The organism is Sphingomonas pseudosanguinis (assembly GCF_052056765.1).
GTDB classification, from domain to species: Bacteria; Pseudomonadota; Alphaproteobacteria; order Sphingomonadales; family Sphingomonadaceae; genus Sphingomonas; species Sphingomonas pseudosanguinis.
On sequence record NZ_CP189888.1, the window covers coordinates 1877521 to 1897374 of the forward strand.

Below are 19854 nucleotides of genomic sequence, written 5' to 3' on the forward strand. Positions count from 1 at the left end.
AGGAGAGTTGCCATTCGGGGACGATAGGACGCGGCCTCTGCTCCTGTCACGAGTTCCGACGCCCCCGCCGACCTACTATCCCCAGAAATCTCACCGGAAGCAGACTGAATGCGTGGATCTGGCCAGGGATCGCTGGCCCGCTGGGAAGGCCGCTGGCACTGGGACGTCGCTTGGATGCTACCTACCTAGCGGAGCATCGCTGAACCGCGCTCAGGGAGCGCCCCAGAGCCCCTGCCAGACATGTCGACGCGTGAAGGTTGCTGACGGTGCCCTCGCGAGCAGCTTGCATGGGTTTGGCTTACCGTTTCGAGGCAAAGTTGCAAAAAGTTGAATCATCAACCACCTGCATTTGCACACGCGCAACCTAAGTCTTTGACAAGCTTATGGTTTCGAAATTCCCGGTGTAGGGCAAAAAATACACAGCGGATTTCATCAACAAAACTACTACTTTTTACCAACTTATGATCCCGGCCCCCTGAGACACGGCCTCGTTGCGCAAGCCGCCGTTCAGTCCCATTGGTCCATCGCGCTCTCACCTTCTTTGACCAACCGCCAGAGACGCTGCGCTTCACCTCTCAAGCTATTAGGTAGCGCCAGCCGGCTGTCCGGCAGCTTCTTGCTGACGGCCCCCACGTTTTTGAAGGCATAATCCACCCACTGAGAGTTGAAGAGCGGGTGATAGGGGCGGCGATGCCAGACGTTCCGCGTCTGGTCGATTCCCGTTGTCAAAGCGACCCTCGGCAGCTTGCCACCCGACGCAGCCCACATCGCGGCCGCAATGACGATCCTTCCGGCCTCTAGCTCGGCTGCGTCGCTTTGGCCTGCCGCAGCGAGTGTCGCCAAACGTCGCGACCCTAGCCCCGCCTTGGGCAATGGCGCGCGCACAATCTCAATGGACCCATGAGCGTGAGCTCGCGTCTCCTCACCGGCGACGGAACGATCCTCTAGAACGAAAAAGAACCACGGCACTCTGCCGAGACGCCTCTTGAGATGCCGACTGAGATCGTTCCGCAGTCTGTCTCGAGGATTCTCACCCGAGGCCAGCACCTCTGCGAAGTGGTCGTCATGGAGGTGTATCTTGAATTGCATGTAGCCCTTCTCAGCTAGGGCCAGGGTAGCAATCTGCACCTTCATCCATGGCGACAACGATCTCCATGATGGGAGGGATGATCCTTGCTTCCATTGAAGGGGAAATCCTGTTCCCCTGTATCTTCTATATAATGAAGGGTGCTTACCCCCCTGCACCCGACGCGCCGGTCTCCCGATAAGCCCTCGGCTCGAATTTCGCAGTTTTCCTAGGATTTGCGCATCGCGATGAACCTGCGGATTCTCCAGCCGGAGCTCCGTCAGCGCGTCAACTTTTTGCGTCTTGCGCTTCCGAGGCTGCGCTCCCGAGATGGGCTGCCGTGTTGGGGTCGTTGCCATGGGCGCCGAGTGGAGAGCGACTACGGATTCGTCAACCGCCGCGCGGTCTCAACTGCTACGGTGAGTGCTACAATGGGGTGCTACAACGCACCCCCAAATTCCGCAGTTTTCTGCGGATAAGAAGGATTGGCTGGGGCGGCAGGATTCGAACCTGCGTATGACGGTACCAAAAACCGTTGCCTTACCGCTTGGCGACGCCCCAGTGGAGAGGCGCGCCTTATACCCGGCGCGCCGCTCTTGAAAAGCCCCTATTCCGGGGAAAATCGTCAGCCCAGGCGACGCATCCAGCCGTGCGGGTCGGGGGCCTGACCGCGCTGGATGGAGACCAGTTGCTCGCGCAAGCTCGTGGTCAGCTGGCCGGGGCCGCCGCTGCCGATGGTGAAGCGGCCTGCCGGCTCCGCGACGCTGCCGATCGGGGTGACGACGGCGGCGGTACCGCAGGCGAACGCCTCGACGAGGCGACCGCTGGCGGCGTCGGCGCGCCACTGGTCGATGGCATAGGGCTCCTCGCGCACCGTCAACCCTTGCGCGCGCGCGATCGTCAGGATCGAGTCGCGGGTGATGCCGGGCAGGATCGTGCCGGTCAGCGGCGGAGTCACCAGGCTGCCGTCGTCGAACACGAAGAACACGTTCATGCCGCCCAGTTCCTCGACCCAGCGGCGCTCGACCGCATCGAGGAAGACGACCTGGTCACAGCCATTGGCGATGGCCTCCTTCTGCGCGAGCAGGCTGGCCGCATAGTTACCGCCGCACTTGGCAGCCCCCGTGCCGCCGGGCGCGGCGCGCGTATAGCCCTGGCTCACCCAGATCGACACGGCGGGCGCGCCGCCCTTGAAATAGGCGCCGACCGACGAGGCGATGACCATGTAGAGATATTCGGACGAGGGCTTCACGCCCAGGAACACCTCGCTGGCGAACATGAAGGGCCGCAGGTAGAGCGCGCCGCCATCCTGTTCGGGAATCCAGTCGCGCTCGACCTCGACCAGACGCTCGACCGATTCCAGGAACAGCTCTTCTGGCAGTTCGGGCATCGCCATGCGCCGCGCGGAATCCTGGAAACGGCGGGCATTGGCCTCGGGACGGAACAGCGCGGTGCCACCATCGGCCAGCCGATAGGCCTTCATCCCCTCGAAGATCTCCTGCGCATAGTGCAGGACCGAGGCGGCCGGATCGACGGTCAGCGGCACACGCGCGGTGATCTGCGCATCGTGCCAGCCCTGTTCGTCGCTATAGCGGATGAGCGCCATGTGATCGGTGAAAACGCGCCCGAAGCCGGGGTCTACCAGCCGCGCCGCCCGTTCGCTCGCCGCGACCGGAGTCGTGCAAGGATCGAACCGAAACGTCAGGGATTGCTGCGCTTTCATGACCATCTCTCTGTTTTGGGTTGCCGTGGCCTAGGGCGTGTGAGTAGACGGGTCAACATGGCTGCCTCGAACCAGTCCGCATCGGCACAATTTCTCCGCGAGCCCGAGCTTCGGCGCGGGCTGGAACTGCTGTATTTCGGCAATAGTCACATCGTCCGTTCCATCGACCGCGGCCTCGCGGCACAGGGATTGGGCCGGGCGCATCACCGTGCGCTCTATTTCATGGCGCGCAAGCCCGACATGACGGTCAGCGAGCTATTGTCGCTGCTGGCGATCACCAAACAGTCGCTGGGGCGCGTGCTGAACGAGTTGGCGAGCCGCGATCTGGTCGAGACCCGACCGGGCGATCGTGACCGTCGGCAAAGGCTGTTGCGGCTGACCCCGGCCGGCGCGGCGATGGAGGCGCAGTTGTTCGATGCGCTGCGCGAGAAGCTGGCCAAGGCCTATGCCCGCGCCGGGCAGCAGGCGGTGACGGGGTTCTGGACCGTGCTGGAAGGGCTGATCCCCGAGCAGGAACGCGCCCGGGTCGAGGATCTGCGCACCAACGACGCCTGACGGTCAGCGGCGCGCCGCCGCGGCCATTCCGCGATTGCGCCGTTCGGAGGCGGCCAGCGTCGCCGCCATCAGCCTCTTGAGCGCATCATCGGCGTCGAGGACGTTCAACCCCTCGCGCGTCGAGCCGCCCGGACTGGCGACACGGTCGGCCAGGACGCCGGGCGAGGCATCGGCGCCGATCGCCATCGATCCTGCGCCGTTCACCGTCGCCAGCGCCAGTTGCTGAGCCAGGTCCGCATCGAGGCCGAGTGCGACCCCGGCCTGCGCGATGGCATCGATGAAACGGAAGACGAAAGCGGGGCCGCATCCGGCCAGCGCCGTCACCGCGTCGAAGCGCGCTTCATCCTCGATCCACGGCGCCAATCCCAACGCCTCGGCCAGCGCTTGCGCATGCCCACGCACCTGCGCATCGGTCGAGCGGGTGAACAAGGCGGTCACCCCCTGCCCGATCCCGACCGGCAGGTTGGGCATCATCCGCACCGTCGCGCCCGCCGGGATGCGATCGGCCAGCACCTGTTCCTCGACACCGGCCAGGATCGACAAAACCAGTCTGGGGTTCAGATGCGCCAGCGTCGGCGCGATGTCGTCGAGCTGCTGGGGCTTGAACCCCAGCATCAACGTGGCCGGCGTTTCGTCGATCGGCAACGCGGTCAGCGAACGCACGCCTTCGGGCGCACCGCGACCGCTGCGCGTGATCACCGTCACCTGCGCCGGGTCTAGCCCTTGCGACAACCAGCGACGCAGCATCGCGCCGGCCATGTTGCCGCATCCGATCAGCCAGAACGGCCCTTCGGGAAAACTCACGCCTCGCCCTGCGTCTCGATCAGCGCGGCGGCCAGCGCCTCGCGCGGGCTCTTGCCGCCCCAAAGCACGAACTGGAACACAGGGTAGAAGCGCTCGCACTCCTCGATCGCCGATTCGACCAGCAATTCGGTCGCGCTGAGCGAGATCGTGCCATCCTCACCGCCATCGACCATGGCGGCATGGCGATAGAGCAGGATGCCGCTGTTCGACCATAGTTCGAAATGGCCGATCCACAGCTGTTCGTTCACCAGCGCCAGGGCCTCATAGATGCCGGCGCGGCGATCCTCGGTCACCTTGATGTCGGGGAAGGCCAGGAATTGCAGGACGCTGTCGTCGTCGCGCCACAGCGCGCGCAACTCATACGTCGCCCAGCTGCCCTTTACGGTCGCGACGATCTCTTCATCATGCCGTTCATGCTCCCAACCATGCGCGGCGAAATAGGCCTCCAGCATATCGATGGGGGCTGATTCTTCGGCTTCATGATCGGTCGACTCAAGCATCGCGCTGTCCTGCGAACAAAACCAGACCGTTACAGGGTGCACCCGTAACGGTCTCACTGCAAGCAGCGTTGGATCGAAAGCTGTGGATAGCTGCGCCGCCCGAAACGACGCTTAAGCCATCCCGCAGGGCTATGCCGATCAGGATTCGGACCCGGTCATCGGCGCGGTCACGCCACCCTGCTGCTTGGCCTCCAGCGCGTCGAGCCGCGCCTTGAGTTCGTCGGCCTCGTCGCGTGCGGCGACGGCCATCGCCTTCACCACTTCGAACTCCTCGCGGCTGACGAAATCCAGGCCGCCGATCCATTCACGCGCACGAGCGCGGGCGCTGGATTCGGCCTCGCGGCCCATGCCCGCGACGGTGCCGGCCAGGCCGTTCATCACCTTGGCGAAATCGTCGAAAAGCTTGTTGTCGGCCTGCATGATCAAAATCCCAATAAGCGTTTCACAGCATTTGGGAGGTTTGGGTGCGCGGCACAAGGCTTTCCGCATCGGGATTGAGCTGTCCGATCCGCCAGTTCAGCACGCCGGCGAAGGACAGCCAGACCAGATAGGGCAGCATCAGCCACGCCGCACCGCGCCGGATACGCGCAAAGGCGACGGTCGTGGCGATGGCCAGCGCGAGGATGGCGAGCAGCACGATCAGCGCGAGGGTGACGCGGTGCGCCCCGAAGAATAGCGGCGTCCAGCACAGGTTCAGCGCGAATTGCGCGACGAACAGGCCGATCGCCACACCCCGCCCCTTCGCGCCGCGCGCATGGAGGATCATCGCCAGCGCCAGCCCCATCAGGATGTAGAGCGTCGTCCAGGCGACCGGAAAGACCCAGCCGGGCGGCGTCAGTGGCGGCTTGGTTAGCGCAACATACCAGAGATTGTCGCTCCCCGCCGGGACCGAGCGGCCCGAGGCGAAGCCCAGCAACAGCACCAGCGGTACGGTCACGACCGCCCAGCGCAGAAATGCCATCCGCAACTGCCCCTTCGATGCGATCGCGCCCACTCGTTCCTCTTTCCTTATGATGCCGTCGATCTGCCGGACTGCCACAAGACAGTAAACGGAAAGCTCAACGACGATGGCGACGCGCCGTTCAATTTCGGGATGCGGCGACCAGAAACTCGATATTGCCCTCCGGCCCGGTGATCGGGCTCTGCACCACCCCGTGCACCCGCCAGCCGATGCCGGTCAGCCAGGCGGTAACCTCTTCACAGACCCGTGCATGGACCGCCGGATCGCGCACCACCCCGCCCTTGCCGACCTCTTCGCGCCCCGCCTCGAACTGCGGCTTGATCAGCGCCAGCAACCGCCCCGACGGCCCCGCAAAGCTCAGCGGCCGCTCCAGTACCTTGGCCAGCCCGATGAAGCTGGCATCGCAGACGATCAGGTCGACGGGTTCGGGAATATGGGCCTCGGTCAGGATGCGCGCGCTGGTCTGTTCATGGACGACCACGCGCGGGTCCTGGCGCAGCGACCAGGCGAGCTGGTTCGTCCCGCTGTCGACCGCATAGACACGCACGGCGCCCTTTTGCAGCATCACATCGGTAAAGCCTCCGGTCGACGACCCGACATCGATCGCGACCGCGCCGGTCACGTCCCAGCCGAAATGCTCCAGCCCGTGCGCCAGCTTGATGCCGCCGCGCGACACCCAGGGATGATCGCGCCCGCGCACTTCCAGCCCTGCGTCATCGGCCAGCTGCTGGCCGGGCTTGGCGATCTTCGTTTCGCCGGAAAAGACCAGCCCCGCCATGATCATGGCCTGCGCACGGGATCGCGATTCCACGAGTCCGCGATCCACGAGCATCTGGTCGACACGCTGTTTGGCCATGGCCGCCCCTATCGCGCCGCTCGGTTCGTCGCAAGCCGCCATCCGTCAGGCGCGACGCCTATTGCCTATCAATATAGTAGGAATAATATGCCACCATGGGTCGACACGGGGACTCACCCGTTCGGCTCCGGCAGCAAGGAGACGCCCGATGGGTTCGTTCGCATCCTATGAAGCACGCAAGCCGACCATCCTGACCGTGCCGGGCCTGGGCGGCTCGGGTCGATCGCATTGGCAGAGCCTGTGGGAAGAGGCGCGGCCCGATACGATCCGGGTCGAATTGGGCATGTGGTCGACGCCGCACCGCAACGCCTGGGTCACGCGCCTGGATCAGGCGATCAGCCATGCCCAGGCCCCGGTCATCCTCGCCGCCCACTCGCTGGGGTGTCTGGCGGTGGCCTGGTGGGCGGAGCTGTCACCGCAACCCTATGGCTGGCCGGTCGCCGGCGCGCTCCTGGTCGCGCCCGCCGATGTCGACCGCGCCGATGCACCCGACAGCCTGAAGGGCTTTGCGCCGTCACCACGCACGCCCCTGCCCTTCCCGTCGATTTTGGTCGCGAGCCGGGACGACCCCTGGATCTCGATCGAGCGCGCGCACAGCCTGGCGGTCGATTGGGGTAGCCATTTCGTCGATGCCGGGCATCAGGGACATATCAACGCCGCCAGCGGCCTGGGCTGGTGGCAGGAGGGGCAGGAACTGCTCGGCCGCGTGATCTCGGCCAGCGGCGCGGATCGGCCGACCCAGTCGGGACCGCTCTCGCCCAGCGAAGCCCGCGCGGTGCTGGCGATCAACGCGACCGATGCCGCGCAGGCGCATTATCTGGGGCGGTGAGAACGGATCAAGGAACCTTGTCCCAGCATCCTACCCTCCGTTCTGCCTGAGCGTAGTCGAAGGCCAAGGGACAGCGCCTGTTTTGGAGCAGCCCTTGGCGGCTGGGGGAAAACTTGCGGGTCTGTTGGCGAAGGACTGGGCGTGGCCTTCGACTACGCTCAGGCTGAACGGGGGTTTGGTCTAACGCATCTGTGCCTGGCGAAGCACATGGTGCCGATGACCAGCCCTCCGCAGGCGCATCACTAAGAGGTGGGAAACGGACCTAAGGAACCGCGTCCTCATCCCACCCGCCGTTCAGCCTGAGCGAAGTCGAAGGCCACGCCCAGGCTCTCGTCAATTTGCGCTCTGAGTTACCGATCGTTGCCAAGGCCCGATCGGACGAATGTCATCCCTTGGCCTTCGACTGCGCTCAGGCTGAACGGAGATCGGAGTCTGGGTCGGAGGGGTTCTCAGCCTCACCCTCACCCCGCTCCGCATCCGCCTTCGCCGCCGCGGTGGCGGCCTTCATTCGCCGCCACATGCGGACGTTCACGCCGATCATCATGACCACCGCCAGCGTCGTGAAGACAATGACGGCGGTCCATCCCCGGATCACGCGCGCGCGCCCTCGGTGACGTGGGTGCTGTTGTGGCGCAGCGCCTTCAGCACCGTCTCGACGATCGCATCGGCGTCCAGCCCGGCCTGGGCATATTGCACTTCGGGCTTGTCCTGATCCTGGAACAGGTCGGGCAGACGCATGGTGCGCAGCTTCAGCCCGGCATCGATCAGCCCTTCGTCCGACGCCATGGTCAGGACATGCGCGCCGAAGCCGCCGATCGCATTTTCCTCGATCGTCACCGCCACTTCATGGGTGGTCAGCATCCGACGGATCAGCGCCTCGTCGAGCGGCTTGGCAAAGCGCAGGTCGGCGACCGAAGTCGACAGCCCCTTGGCCTCCAGCGTGTCGGCAGCGCGCAGCGCCTCGGCCAGGCGGGTGCCGAGCGAGAGGATCGCGACCTTCTTGCCTTCGCGCACGACACGCCCCTTGCCGATCTCGAGCAGTTCGGGCGTCTCCGGCAATGCCACGCCGACGCCGTTGCCGCGCGGATAGCGTACCGCGATCGGGCCGCTGTCGTGGTTGACGCAGGTATGGACCATATGGACCAGCTCGGCCTCGTCGGCGGCGGCCATCACGACCATGTTGGGCAGGCTGGCCAGATAGGTGATGTCGAACGAGCCCGCATGGGTCGCGCCGTCCGCGCCGACCAGCCCCGCGCGGTCGATCGCGAAGCGGACCGGCAGGTTCTGAATCGCGACGTCATGGACCACCTGGTCATAGGCGCGTTGCAGGAAGGTCGAATAAATGGCGCAGAAGGGCCGCATGCCCTGCGCGGCCAGACCGGCGGCGAAGGTCACCGCATGCTGCTCGGCGATGCCGACGTCGAAGAAGCGCTCTGGGTGCGCCTGCGCGAATCGATCCAGCCCGGTGCCCGACGGCATGGCCGCCGTGATCGCACAGATGCGCGGATCGCTCTCGGCTTCCTTGGCCAGCGTTTCGCCGAAGACATTCTGATAGGCGGGCGGCCCCGGCGGGGCCTTGGCCTGCGCGCCGGTGATGACGTCGAACTTCTGGACGCCGTGATATTTGTCCGCCGCCGCCTCGGCCGGGGCATAGCCCTTGCCCTTCTTGGTGACGACGTGGATCAGGATCGGGCCTTCCTCGGCGTCGCGGACATTCTCCAGCACCGGGATCAGATGGTCGAGATTGTGACCGTCGATCGGGCCGACATAATAAAAGCCCAGCTCCTCGAACAGCGTGCCGCCCATGGTCATGCCACGCGCGAACTCGTCGGTCTTCTGCGCGGCCTTCTGGATCGGACGCGGGAAGCGCTTGGCGAGCTTCTTGAGCACGTCGCGCACACCCAGGAACTCGCGGCTCGACACCATGCGCGACAGATAGGCCGACAGGCCGCCGACCGGCGGCGCGATCGACATGTCGTTGTCGTTGAGGATCACGACCAGGCGATTGCCCGCCTGCTCGGCATTGTTCATCGCCTCATAGGCCATGCCCGCCGACATCGCGCCGTCGCCGATGACCGCGATGCCCTTGCCCGGCGTACCCGCCAGCTTGTTGGCGACCGCAAAGCCGAGTGCGGCCGAGATCGAGGTCGAACTGTGCGCCGCGCCGAAGGGGTCGTATTCGCTTTCCGATCGCTTGGTGAAGCCCGACAAACCGCCACCCTGACGGATGGTGCGGATGCGATCGCGACGGCCGGTCAGGATCTTGTGCGGATAGCATTGGTGGCCGACGTCCCATACCAGCCGGTCGGCCGGGGTGTTGAAGACATAATGGAGCGCGACCGTCAGCTCGACCACGCCCAGACCGGAGCCGAGATGGCCGCCGGTGGTGCCGACCGCCGAAATCGTCTCGGTCCGCAGCTCGTCCGCCAGCTGCCGCAACTGCTCGGGCGCGAGCCGCCGAAGATCGTCGGGAGTGTGAACCGTATCGAGCAACGGGGTCTGAGGAATGTCTGCCATCACACCGGCTTATCGCAGCAAATCGATGGTGTCGATTGCAACCGTTCACCGATGTCATGTTGACGACACATCACCCTGTTGCAAAATTGGGACATGTTTTCGTTTCGCTGGGCCAATTCGTCTGATCTTCCCGCTATCGCGGTCCTGATGGACCGCGCCATCGCAACGCTCCAGCAGCCGTTTCTTTCCCCGGCCGAAATCGCCGCCAGCCGCGCGGTCATGGGGCTGGACACGCAATTGATCGCCGATGGCACCTATCTGCTCGCCGAATGCGAGGGTCGGCTGACCGGATGCGGCGGCTGGAGCGCCCGCGCGACTCTGTATGGCGGCGACCACAGCACGAGCTTGCGTGACGCCGCCATGCTCGACCCCGCGACACAGGCGGCGCGTATCCGGGCGATGTACACCGACCCCGATTTCACGCGCCGGGGCCTGGGCCGGATGATCCTGACCCGGTGCGAGGATGCCGCCCGCGAGGCAGGCTTCCAGCGGGCCGAGATGATGGCGACGCTGGCGGGCGAGCCGCTCTACCGCGCCTGCGGGTATGAGGTGATCGAGCCGGTCCGATCCGCCCCGGTCGACGGGGTCAGCGTGCCGCTGATCCGCATGGGCAAAGCGCTGTAGATCGCTATGGAGCGGCTTTCACTCTTCCCCTGAGAGCGGAAGCGCGACCACGCGGAGCATGGTAGAGGGGTGTACCCGGTCACGCGTGAAGGTCGATCCCTCTGGCGGCGACATCCCTCCGTCAGGCCTTTGGCCTGCCACCTCCCCTTGCAGGGGAGGAATAGAGGAAATGTGTATCGGCCCTATCAGCCTACCGACCGTTCAGGATTGAGCGCAGTCCGAGCAGCGGCCGCGCACCTCGATCACCGGCCGCTCGGGGCTGAACCCCGCCCCGCGCGCCGCATCGCGGACCGCGCCGGTCAGGCGGTCGTCGTCGATATGCGTGGTCTGCCCGCATTTGTCGCAGACCAGGAAGATGCAGTCGTGCAGGCAATCGGGATGCGCGTTGGCGACATAGGCGTTGGCGCTTTCCACGCGTCGCGCGAGATTGGCGCCGACGAACAGGTCGAGGATGCGATAGACGCTGTTGGCGGCGACGCGACGTCCCTGCGCCTTCGACATGGCGTCGGCGATGTCATAGGCCGAGGCCGGCTTTTCGAACCCGGCCAGTGCCTCGAATACGCTGGCGCGCATCGCGGTCCATTGTTCGCCCGCCCGCTCGAGCGTGGTCTTCGCCGCCTGGGCAAGATCGGCCCCTTCGGGCTCATGATGGTGATGCGCGTGCGCCATGGTCCGGACTTAAGGTGTCGTCGTGACGGGAGCAAGCCGGGCGGCGCGCTCATTGAGCAGGTGGCCCATGGCCAGCAGCACGACGCCGACAATGGTCCACAGCGCCTCGCCACCCGACGCATCATGCGGCAGGGTCATGGCCCAACCCATCGTGCCGAGACCGGCGACACCGACCAGCACGGGCAAGACACGGCGATGCCGCAAGAAACCGCGCCCCAACGCGACGACGCCCAGCAGGATCGCGACGACCAACCCGACCTCATGGATGATCGGCGCGGCCAGCAGGCCGCCGGCGGTCGACATCAATGCGATCAGCACCGACGACGTCACACAGTGCACGACGCACAGGCCCGACAATCCGATCGCCCAGCGATCCAAGCCGGACGCATGGCGCGGTCGCGCGGAAAGGGTCGATGTCGCGGCATTCATTCACGCCATGTAGGACTGCAATCTACAAGTTACAACATAACATTACTCGTAAGCAGAACCGAGATCGGGCATTCGGTCCACTATCCGCCGCCGCGTCGACACCTTATCAATAGGGCATGTTGCAACCCAACCCCGCCTTCATGGTCACCGCCCGCCCGCGCGCCGTTGCCCGCTGGCTGATCGTTGTCGCCGGCCTGATCGTCGCGATGGTGATCGTCGGCGGCATCACGCGCCTGACCAATAGCGGCCTGTCGATCACCGAATGGAAGCCGATCACCGGCATCATCCCGCCGCTGACCGAGAGCCAGTGGCAGGCCGAGTTCGACAATTACAAACGCATCCCCGAATATTGGACCTTCAATCGCGACATGACGCTCGCGGGGTTCAAGGCGATCTTCTTCTGGGAATATCTCCACCGCGTGTTGGGCCGGGTGATCGGCATGGCCTTCGCCCTCCCCTTGCTGTGGTTCTGGGTGCGCAAGGCGATCCCGGCAGGGTATAAGCCACGCCTGCTCGCACTCCTTGCCCTCGGCGGGCTGCAGGGCGCGATCGGCTGGTGGATGGTCGCCTCGGGCCTCGTCGAGCGGACCGATGTCAGCCATATCCGCCTGACCGTCCATCTGCTGACCGCGCTGTTCATCCTGGCGGGGATCGTTTGGACCGCGCTCGACCTTCTGGCGCTGCATCGCAACCGGCTGGCGGCCCCCGCCCGGCTGACCTGGCTGGGTGCCGGCGCGGTGCTGACCCTGTTCGTCCAGCTGATGTTCGGCGCGCTGACCGCCGGGCTGGACGCGGGCTATGCCTTTTCCAGCTGGCCGCTGATGGGCGATGCCTGGTTCCCGGCGGGCACGCCGATGATGACGCCCGCCATCGCCAACGTCTTCGACAATCCGGTCGTCGTCCAGTTCATCCACCGCTGGTTCGCCTTCGCGGCGGCCGGCCTGCTGGTGTGGATGGCGGCGCGTGCGATCCGCAGCGGGGCCCTGCGCGCCGGCTGGCTGGTGATCGTGCTGGTCATCGTTCAGATCGGGCTTGGCATCGCCACGCTGCTGAGCGGCGTGCAGATCGACATCGCCGTCGCGCACCAGGCCAATGCCGCCCTGTTGCTGATCGCCGCGACCGCCGCCGCGCACCGCCTGGGACAGGCTCCGAAGAAGCCCATGGTATCATAATACCCGTCAGCAAAGCCGCGCTTTGCTTGACATTTTCGAGTCCCTCCAGCATTGGCCCCTTGTCCGCGCCGCCCGATCCAAAGGGCGGCGCGTTGCATTTCAAACCGAAAGGTCTCACGCCCATGAAGGCGCTCATGAAGACCACCAAGGCGGCCAAGCCGCACGAGGTGGAGAAGAAGTGGCATATCGTCGACGCCGACGGCCTGGTTGTCGGCCGCGCCGCCACCATCATCGCGAACATCCTGCGCGGCAAGCACAAGCCGTCCTTCACCCCGCACGTCGATTGCGGTGACAATGTCATCGTCATCAACGCGGACAAAGTGCGCTTCACCGGCAACAAGCTGGGCCAGAAGGTGTACTACAAGCACACCGGTTATGCCGGTGGTATCAAGGGCATCACCGCCGCCAAGGTCCTGGAAGGCCGCTTCCCCGAGCGCGTCCTGGAAAAGGCCGTCGAGCGCATGATCCCGCGTGGTCCGCTGGGTCGTCAGCAGATGCGCAACCTGCGCATCTTCGCCGGCACCGAGCATCCGCACGCCGCGCAGAACCCCGAAGTGCTCGACATCGCGAGCATGAACCGCAAGAACAAGGTGGGCGCATAATGTCCGACAACCGCCAGTCGCTCGCCGATCTCGGCGCCACGCTGAACCAGCAGGCCGCCGCCGCTTCGGCGCAGCCCGCCGCCGCCGGTGAAGCCCCCGCCGCCGCTCCCGTCGAGCGCGTCAACACCACCCCGCTGCGTCAGCAGGAACTGGACAAGTTCGGCCGCGCCTATGCGACCGGCCGTCGTAAGGACGCCGTGGCTCGCGTCTGGCTGAAGCCGGGTTCGGGCAAGATCACGATCAACGGTCGTGACCAGGAAGTGTATTTCGCACGTCCGACGCTGCGTCTCGTCATCAACCAGGTGTTCGGCATCACCGAGCGCGAAGGTCAGTATGACGTGATCTGCACCGTCAAGGGCGGTGGTCTGTCGGGCCAGGCCGGTGCAGTCAAGCACGGCATCAGCCAGGCGCTGACCAAGTACGAGCCGGTCCTGCGCGCGCCGGTCAAGGCCGCTGGCTTCCTGACCCGCGACAGCCGCGCCGTCGAGCGTAAGAAGTATGGCCGCGCCAAGGCGCGTCGCAGCTTCCAGTTCTCGAAGCGCTAAGACGCGGACCCGCCCGGATGGTTCAGGCCATCCGGGGACAGGGTACGATAGGGCGATCCGGCAACGGGTCGCCCTTTGTCGTTCCAGACATGCCCGGTGCTAGCGACGCCCGGCCTTCACCAGGGCTATGACCGGGATCACGCAGGCGAGCACGGCCAGGCCAAGGCCGCCGAGCGCCGCCCATATCCCGATCTCGACCCCGCCGAGATAGCCGCCGATCACGAAGCCCATCAGCGGCAGGATGATGAGCAGCAGGCACCCCAATATGACCATCCCCCGGCAACGCCAGCCGGAAAGCCGGGGTTCCGAAAGGCAGGCGGGACAGGCCAGGCCGATCGACATCCATCCCATTCCTCCCCTGCATGGGCCGCTGCAAAACTCCTTACACCACCCCGGCGTAGGCCGGGGTCCAGTTGGGTAAGCGCGGATAAGCGATGGAAAGCGTTCCGCATCTGGACCCCGGCCTTCGCCGGGGTGGTGCGTGAAGAGCGTAGGAACGCCCATCTCGCAACGATCCCTTGCAGGGGTGAATGAAGGCGCAATCGCCTGAATGTCGATATGACCGTCGTGCCAGACAAAGCGCCGGAGCCGGTTCACCCGCGCCGAAACTTCACTAAGAGCTTCCCATGACCAACCCGCTCTGGATTCCCGCCACGATCGCGGCCGCGACCTTTCAGGTCGGGCGTAACGCCTTGCAGCGCGGGGTCATGTCGTCCTCGGGTCCGTGGGGCGCGACGCTGGTCCGCTTCCTGTTCGGCCTGCCCTTTTCCATTCTGTTCGTCACGGTCGCCCATCATGTCATGCCGGGGGCCGATCTGCACTGGAGCAGCGCCTTCTGGCTGTCGGCGGTGGTCGGCGCGGCGTCGCAGGTGCTGGCGACGGCCGCGTTGCTCGATGCGATGCACCGGTCGGGCTTTGCCGTGGGCACTGCGCTTCAGCAGAGTTCGCTGCCGCTCGCGGCGCTTCTGGGCCTGGTCATCTATGACGACCGGATCAGCGCGCTGGCCTGGATGGGCGTCGTCGTCACCACCATCGGTCTGGTCGCCCTGTCCTGGCCGCCCGCCGAGCAGCGCCGCGCCTCGCTGATCGGGGCCGCCATGGGGCTGGCGTCAGGGCTGTTCTTCGGCTTTTCGCTCAACGCCTTTCGCCATGCCGCGCTGGCGCTCGATCCCACGCATCCCGTCTTCGCCGCTTTGGTCTGCGTCGCGGTGGTACAGGCGATGCAGACCGTCGCGCTCAGCCTCATCCTCGCCTGGCGCGATCCGGCGACGTTGGTCGAGGTGGCGCGCCGCTGGCGTCCCTCACTGGGGGCGGGGCTTTGCGGCGCCTGCGCCTCCGCCGGATGGTTCATCGCGCTGGCGCTCTCGCCCGCCGCGCCGGTCCGCGCGCTTGGCATCATCGAGGCGCCGATCGCTGCCATGGCGGGGCACCGGCTATTCCGTGAACGACTGGGTCTGCGGCAGGTCCTGTCGGGCATCGCCATCATTGGCGGCGTCCTAATCACGACCCTGTTCTGACGGCCGGATGACGTTTTGATCATACGCCATTTTCACCATCACCGGGCGGCATCGGCGCGCTATAGCGGGTTATCAGGAGGGTCGGGCATGCGGCGAGCGATGGGGATTGGCCTGGCGATGATGTCCCTGGCCGCCGCAGCGCCGCCCGGCACCTCGCAGCCGCGTCTCGACCTCTCCGCCCCCTTCGGCCTGCCGCGCGGCTGGCAGCTCGTCACGAGACAGGGCCCCGAGGAGGAAGACCCCGGCGGAAACCGCGCACCGGGCGCGCTTCACCTTTGCATCACGCGTGACGGGGGCAGGACCTGCCGCCCCGCACTCGACACCATGCTGGTCACCGGGGACGGCAAAAACGTATTCGACACCGTGCATTATCTGGAGTTCGCAAGGGTCATCCGCCCCGTCCCCGACCGACCGCTGCTCTGGGTGCAGGTCGCCAGCCTCCATGCCGGCAATGGCGACCAGATCGTCGGGCGCATGGCACTGGCCTATGACCGGGCGGGCCAGCGCTTCGTGCCCGTCTATGCCAAGCGGACCGGCCGTAACAACAATCAGGACGTGCGCTTCATCGAGAAAGGCGCTTTGCGCGGTGCGATCATTTCCGCCGAACCGACGACGGATGCGCCCTTCGCCTTCTGGATCTCCGTCAACCGCATCGGGCGCGATGGCCGCTATGCCCCCATACTCCGCTATCGCAGCTCGACGCGCTATGGCGACGGCAACCCGCTGGCCGTCATCGACTCCGAGATGCCGGAGACGCTAAGACGCCTGAATCTCTGGCGGCCGGGCAGCCCGTTACCGCTGCCCGACGGTCCCTGCCCCCAGCCCCGGCTGATCGCGCGGGTGCTGTGGTGCACGCCCCCGAAACGCTGAGCGGTCCGCAAAACTTGCCCGCCGCACCGGTGGGCGGTAGCTGCGTGACAAAATCACCATGCCTGTAGGAGAGCGTCCATGTCCCCCACCCTCGATCGCCGCCAGATGCTGAAGGCGGGTGCCACGATCGCCGGCCTGTCGCTGGGTGGCCGGGCGCTGGCCCAGTCGTCGGGCGCGTCGGACCGTATCGAAAGCCTGATCCGCCAGATGACTCCGGCGGAAAAGGCCGGCCAGCTGTCCTGCTTTTCCGACCAGATCCGCCCGATCGGCCTGCCCTTCAACCCCGGCCTGCCCGCCCGCAACGATGCGACCGCGCAGCTGGCGCGCATCCGCAAGGGCGAGATCGGCATGCTGTTCAACGGCGTCGGCTATGCCGGGGCCAAAGCGGCGCAGGACGCGATGATGGAGACGCGGCTGAAGATCCCGCTGATCTTCGCGGGCGACGTCATCCACGGCCTGCGCACCGCTTATCCGCTGCCCATCGCCGAGGCCTGCGCCTTCGACCCCGATCTGGCCGAGCGCACCGCACGCGCGGCGGCGATCGAGACGACCGCGCTCGGCATGCAATGGACCTTCGCGCCGATGGTCGACGTGGCGCGCGACCAGCGCTGGGGCCGCGTGGCCGAGGGTTCGGGCGAGGATGTCTATTTGGGCACCAGGCTGGCCGTCGCGCGGGTGCGCGGTTTCCAGGGCCGGACCCTGCGCGATCCCACCAGCCTCGCCGCCTGCGCCAAGCATTTCGCCGCGTATGGCGCGGTCAGCGGAGGCATGGATTACAACTTCACCGAGATTTCGCCGCAGACGCTGCACGAGGTGCACCTCGCGCCGTTCAAGGCGTGCGTCGATGCCGGCGTGGCGACGATCATGTCGGCGTTCAACGACATCGACGGCGTACCGTCATCGGGCAACAAGTGGCTGCTGACCGACCTGCTCCACGGCGAATGGGGGTTCAAGGGCATGGTCGTCGGCGACTATACCGCCGATGAGGAACTGATCGCGCACGGCTATGCCGCCGATGGCCGCGACGCCGCCAAGAAGGCGTTCCTGGCGGGCATGGACATGGCCATGGCCTCCAACCTGTTCAATCTGTGGCTGCCCGATCTGGTCGAGAAGGGCGAGGTGCCGATGGCCCGGCTGGACGAGGCGGTGCGCCGCGTCCTGTCGCTGAAGGAGGCGATCGGCCTGTTCGACAATCCCTATCGTTCGATCAGCCAGAAGGCCGAGCGGACGCAGGTGTCGACGCCCGCCATGCTGAAGCTGTCGCGTGAGGCGGGCGCGCGGTCGATCGTGCTGCTGAAGAACGAAGGCGACCTGCTGCCGCTCAAGGCCAATCCCGGCCGTATCGCGCTGATCGGCCCGTTCGGCGAAGACCGTGACAATGTGGTCGGCACCTGGGCGTTCATGTCCGACGCCGCGCTGAACGTGTCGATCGCGCAGGGGCTTCGCAATCGCAAGCTGACGGTCGATGTCGTCAAGGGATCGGAGGTCGAGGCCCCCATCGCCGGCGGGATCGACGCGGCCGTCGCCGCCGCGCGCAACGCCGATGTCGTATTGCTGGCGATCGGTGAGACGCAGCTGATGTCGGGCGAGGCGCAGTCGCGCACCGAGATCGTCGTGCCGGCGGCGCAGATGGCGCTGGCCGAGGCGGTGGCGGCGACGGGCAAGCCGGTCGTCGTCCTGCTACGCCATGGCCGCGCGCTGGCGCTGCACGGCGCGGTCAAGGATGCTCCAGCGATCCTCGCCACCTGGTTCCTGGGGTCGGAGAGCGGCAACGCGATCGCGGACGTACTGTTCGGCGATGTGAACCCCTCGGCCAAGCTGTCCGCCAGCTTCCCGCGTGAGAGCGGGCAGCAGCCCTATTTCTACAACCACAAGAATACCGGCCGCCCCGCCCCCGACACCGGCGCGCAGGAATATAAGGCGCGCTATCGCGAGACGAAGAACGAGCCGCTCTACCCCTTCGGCCATGGGCTGAGCTATACGCGCTTCGCCATCTCCAACGTCTCGGTGCCGACGCGGATGACCGATGCGATGGAGGTGACCGCCACCGTCACCAACACCGGCGCGCGCGCCGGGGCGGAGGTCGTACAGCTCTATATCCATGACAAGGTCGCCAGCCGCACCCGCCCCGTCCGCGAGTTGAAGGGGTTCGAGCGGGTGATGCTGAACCCCGGCCAGTCGCGGACCGTCCGCCTGCGCCTGACCCGCGAGGCCTTGCGCTTCTGGGGCAAGGACGACTGGGTGGTGGAGCCGGGCCAGTTCGACCTGTGGGTCGCGACCAGCTCGGCGAATGGCGAGAAACAGACCTTCGAACTGGTCTGAGGGGATCAGAGCCGGACGATCGCGGTGGCGATCCGTTCGGCTTCGTCCGGATCGTGCGTAACCATCAGGATGGGGATGCCTGTCCGGTCACGCACCGCGATCAGCGCGTCGAGAATATCCCCGCGCCGCGCGCGGTCGAGCGAGGACAGTGGCTCGTCGAGCAGCAGCACGCGCGGATCGCTGAGCAGCGCGCGGCCGATGGCGACCCGCCGCGCCTCGCCCCCCGACAGGGTGCGCGGCCAGCGATCGAGCAGATGACCGATGCCCAGCATCGCGATCACCCCGTCCCAATCGCCCGCGCCCTGTCGCATGCCATAGCGCAGATTGGCCGCGACCCGCCGATGCGGGAACAGCCGCGCCTCCTGAAAGACATAACCGATCCGACGCCGCTCGGGCGGCACGTCGATCCGCTTTGCGGCGTCGAACAGCGTCTCGCCGGCGATCCGTACATGCCCCGCCTCGGGCTTGAGCAATCCGGCGACCATCTGGAGGATGCTGGTCTTCCCGATGCCCGACGGCCCGAACAGCACCGTCGCGCCCGGCCCGGTGACGAAGGACGCCGCAATCCGGCTCTCGCCCCGCCGGACGGACAGCGAAACGTCAAAGGACATGCAGCCCCCGCCCCATGCGCCGCGCGAGCCATTCGGAGGCGATCAGCGCGATCAGCGACAGGCCGACCGACACCCCCGCCAGGCGCCAGACCATTGCTTCACCACCCGGCCGCTGGAGCGCGGAATAGATGGCGAGCGGCAGCGTCGCGGTCTCGCCGGGCACGTTCGAGACGAAGGTGATCGTCGCGCCGAACTCGCCGATCGAGCGCGCGAAGCCCAGCACCAGCCCCGCCAGCACGCCCGGCGCGCATAGCGGCAGCGTGATCGTCGCGAAAACCCGCCAGCGCCCCGCGCCCAGCGTGCGCGCGGCCTGCTCCAACTGCCGGTCGACGGACTCGATCGAAAGGCGAATGGCGCGCACCACCAGGGGCAGCGCCATGACCCCGGCCGCGATCGCCGCGCCGGTCCAACGGAACAGCACGCTGACCCCGAACCACTGCGCCAGCCAGGCCCCGATCGGTCCCGCCGGCCCGAAGAGCAGCAGCAGCGCCCAGCCCGTCACCACCGGCGGCACGACCAGCGGCAGATGGACGACGCCATCAAGCAGCACCTTGCCCGGAAAGCGCCCCCGCGCCAGCAACCAGGCGAGACCAAAGGCGATCGGCAGCGTCACCAGCATCGCCGTGCCACCGACCAGCAGCGACAGCCGCACGATCCCCCATTCCTCGACCGACAACATCAA

At 66.3% G+C, this 19854-nt stretch carries 23 protein-coding genes and 1 tRNA gene; 9 read left to right on the forward strand and 15 right to left on the reverse strand.

Annotated features, from left to right (window positions below; translation table 11 throughout):
* Nucleotides 1-507: 507 nt before the first annotated feature.
* From ACQHGV_RS08465 to ACQHGV_RS08475, 3 genes are all read right to left on the reverse strand, one after another.
* Nucleotides 508-1134, reverse strand: a complete 627-nt coding sequence (locus ACQHGV_RS08465; protein WP_440977858.1) for a hypothetical protein — start codon at nt 1132-1134, stop codon at nt 508-510.
* Between the two features lie 418 nt (nt 1135-1552).
* A tRNA-Gln gene (locus ACQHGV_RS08470) sits at nt 1553-1627 on the reverse strand.
* 64 nt (nt 1628-1691) lie between these two features.
* On the reverse strand, nt 1692-2789 hold the full coding sequence (locus tag ACQHGV_RS08475; protein ID WP_440977859.1) for a branched-chain amino acid aminotransferase: 1098 nt from the start codon (nt 2787-2789) through the stop codon (nt 1692-1694).
* Between the two features lie 57 nt (nt 2790-2846).
* Between ACQHGV_RS08475 and ACQHGV_RS08480 the strand changes: the two genes are divergently transcribed.
* The gene (locus tag ACQHGV_RS08480) at nt 2847-3344 is read left to right on the forward strand and encodes a MarR family transcriptional regulator (RefSeq protein ID WP_183951792.1); all 498 of its coding nucleotides are present in this window, start codon (nt 2847-2849) and stop codon (nt 3342-3344) included.
* Nucleotides 3345-3347: 3 nt separating this feature from the next.
* On the opposite strand, the gene ACQHGV_RS08485 is transcribed toward ACQHGV_RS08480, so the two are convergent.
* From ACQHGV_RS08485 to ACQHGV_RS08505, 5 genes are all read right to left on the reverse strand, one after another.
* A complete protein-coding gene (locus ACQHGV_RS08485) occupies nt 3348-4148 on the reverse strand; it encodes a pyrroline-5-carboxylate reductase family protein (protein ID WP_440977860.1) in 801 nt (266 codons plus the stop codon).
* Nucleotides 4145-4648: a YbjN domain-containing protein gene (locus ACQHGV_RS08490; protein ID WP_183951793.1), complete on the reverse strand. Its 504-nt coding sequence runs from the start codon at nt 4646-4648 to the stop codon at nt 4145-4147. The genes ACQHGV_RS08485 and ACQHGV_RS08490 overlap by 4 nt, the downstream gene beginning before the upstream one ends.
* A 138-nt stretch (nt 4649-4786) precedes the next feature.
* Nucleotides 4787-5068 (reverse strand): accessory factor UbiK family protein, encoded by a 282-nt coding sequence (locus tag ACQHGV_RS08495; protein WP_183951794.1) that lies wholly within the window; start codon nt 5066-5068, stop codon nt 4787-4789.
* 22 nt (nt 5069-5090) lie between these two features.
* Nucleotides 5091-5609 (reverse strand): TspO/MBR family protein, encoded by a 519-nt coding sequence (locus tag ACQHGV_RS08500; RefSeq protein ID WP_440977861.1) that lies wholly within the window; start codon nt 5607-5609, stop codon nt 5091-5093.
* Nucleotides 5610-5730: 121 nt separating this feature from the next.
* Nucleotides 5731-6465: a TlyA family RNA methyltransferase gene (locus ACQHGV_RS08505; RefSeq protein ID WP_440977862.1), complete on the reverse strand. Its 735-nt coding sequence runs from the start codon at nt 6463-6465 to the stop codon at nt 5731-5733.
* A 148-nt stretch (nt 6466-6613) separates the two neighbouring features.
* Here ACQHGV_RS08505 and ACQHGV_RS08510 point away from each other — a divergent pair, with 148 nt between their 5' ends.
* Nucleotides 6614-7294, forward strand: coding sequence for an RBBP9/YdeN family alpha/beta hydrolase (locus ACQHGV_RS08510; RefSeq protein ID WP_440977863.1), 681 nt, complete (start codon nt 6614-6616; stop codon nt 7292-7294).
* Between the two features lie 409 nt (nt 7295-7703).
* Here ACQHGV_RS08510 and ACQHGV_RS08515 read toward each other — a convergent pair whose 3' ends face one another.
* Both ACQHGV_RS08515 and dxs read right to left on the reverse strand, forming a co-directional pair.
* Nucleotides 7704-7889 (reverse strand): hypothetical protein, encoded by a 186-nt coding sequence (locus tag ACQHGV_RS08515; RefSeq protein WP_440977864.1) that lies wholly within the window; start codon nt 7887-7889, stop codon nt 7704-7706.
* Nucleotides 7886-9811 carry a 1-deoxy-D-xylulose-5-phosphate synthase gene (gene dxs, locus ACQHGV_RS08520; RefSeq protein ID WP_440977865.1) on the reverse strand — a complete coding sequence of 642 codons (1926 nt, stop codon included), beginning with the start codon at nt 9809-9811 and terminating at the stop codon, nt 7886-7888. Before dxs ends, ACQHGV_RS08515 begins: the two co-directional genes overlap by 4 nt.
* Before the next feature lie 147 nt (nt 9812-9958).
* On the opposite strand from dxs, the gene ACQHGV_RS08525 reads away from it, so the two are divergent.
* On the forward strand, nt 9959-10435 hold the full coding sequence (locus ACQHGV_RS08525; protein ID WP_440977866.1) for a GNAT family N-acetyltransferase: 477 nt from the start codon (nt 9959-9961) through the stop codon (nt 10433-10435).
* 201 nt (nt 10436-10636) lie between these two features.
* On the opposite strand, the gene ACQHGV_RS08530 is transcribed toward ACQHGV_RS08525, so the two are convergent.
* Nucleotides 10637-11104 carry a Fur family transcriptional regulator gene (locus tag ACQHGV_RS08530; protein ID WP_440977867.1) on the reverse strand — a complete coding sequence of 156 codons (468 nt, stop codon included), beginning with the start codon at nt 11102-11104 and terminating at the stop codon, nt 10637-10639.
* Between the two features lie 9 nt (nt 11105-11113).
* Nucleotides 11114-11533, reverse strand: coding sequence for a MerC domain-containing protein (locus ACQHGV_RS08535; protein WP_440977868.1), 420 nt, complete (start codon nt 11531-11533; stop codon nt 11114-11116).
* Between the two features lie 116 nt (nt 11534-11649).
* Between ACQHGV_RS08535 and ACQHGV_RS08540 the strand changes: the two genes are divergently transcribed.
* The 3 genes from ACQHGV_RS08540 (at nt 11650) to rpsI (ending at nt 13852) form a co-directional block, all read left to right on the forward strand.
* Nucleotides 11650-12705: a COX15/CtaA family protein gene (locus ACQHGV_RS08540; protein ID WP_440977869.1), complete on the forward strand. Its 1056-nt coding sequence runs from the start codon at nt 11650-11652 to the stop codon at nt 12703-12705.
* 122 nt (nt 12706-12827) lie between these two features.
* The gene (gene rplM, locus ACQHGV_RS08545; RefSeq protein WP_037568175.1) at nt 12828-13307 is read left to right on the forward strand and encodes a 50S ribosomal protein L13; all 480 of its coding nucleotides are present in this window, start codon (nt 12828-12830) and stop codon (nt 13305-13307) included.
* Entirely contained in the window at nt 13307-13852 is a 546-nt protein-coding gene (gene rpsI, locus ACQHGV_RS08550; protein ID WP_440977870.1) for a 30S ribosomal protein S9, read from the forward strand. The genes rplM and rpsI overlap by 1 nt, the downstream gene beginning before the upstream one ends.
* A gap of 99 nt (nt 13853-13951) precedes the next feature.
* Here rpsI and ACQHGV_RS08555 read toward each other — a convergent pair whose 3' ends face one another.
* Nucleotides 13952-14194 (reverse strand): hypothetical protein, encoded by a 243-nt coding sequence (locus ACQHGV_RS08555; RefSeq protein ID WP_440977871.1) that lies wholly within the window; start codon nt 14192-14194, stop codon nt 13952-13954.
* Between the two features lie 284 nt (nt 14195-14478).
* Here ACQHGV_RS08555 and ACQHGV_RS08560 point away from each other — a divergent pair, with 284 nt between their 5' ends.
* The 3 genes from ACQHGV_RS08560 to ACQHGV_RS08570 all read left to right on the forward strand — a co-directional run bounded on the left by ACQHGV_RS08560 (nt 14479) and on the right by ACQHGV_RS08570 (nt 18561).
* Nucleotides 14479-15369 carry a DMT family transporter gene (locus ACQHGV_RS08560; RefSeq protein WP_440977872.1) on the forward strand — a complete coding sequence of 297 codons (891 nt, stop codon included), beginning with the start codon at nt 14479-14481 and terminating at the stop codon, nt 15367-15369.
* Between the two features lie 117 nt (nt 15370-15486).
* A complete protein-coding gene (locus tag ACQHGV_RS08565) occupies nt 15487-16239 on the forward strand; it encodes a hypothetical protein (RefSeq protein ID WP_440977873.1) in 753 nt (250 codons plus the stop codon).
* Nucleotides 16240-16317: 78 nt separating this feature from the next.
* A complete protein-coding gene (locus tag ACQHGV_RS08570; RefSeq protein ID WP_440977874.1) occupies nt 16318-18561 on the forward strand; it encodes a glycoside hydrolase family 3 N-terminal domain-containing protein in 2244 nt (747 codons plus the stop codon).
* Nucleotides 18562-18566: 5 nt separating this feature from the next.
* Here the strand turns inward: ACQHGV_RS08570 and ACQHGV_RS08575 are convergent, their stop codons facing one another.
* Together ACQHGV_RS08575 and modB are read right to left on the reverse strand one after the other, a co-directional pair.
* Nucleotides 18567-19172 (reverse strand): ATP-binding cassette domain-containing protein, encoded by a 606-nt coding sequence (locus tag ACQHGV_RS08575; protein WP_440977875.1) that lies wholly within the window; start codon nt 19170-19172, stop codon nt 18567-18569.
* Nucleotides 19162-19851 (reverse strand): molybdate ABC transporter permease subunit, encoded by a 690-nt coding sequence (modB, locus tag ACQHGV_RS08580; protein WP_440977876.1) that lies wholly within the window; start codon nt 19849-19851, stop codon nt 19162-19164. Before modB ends, ACQHGV_RS08575 begins: the two co-directional genes overlap by 11 nt.
* Between the last annotated feature and the right edge of the window lie 3 nt (nt 19852-19854).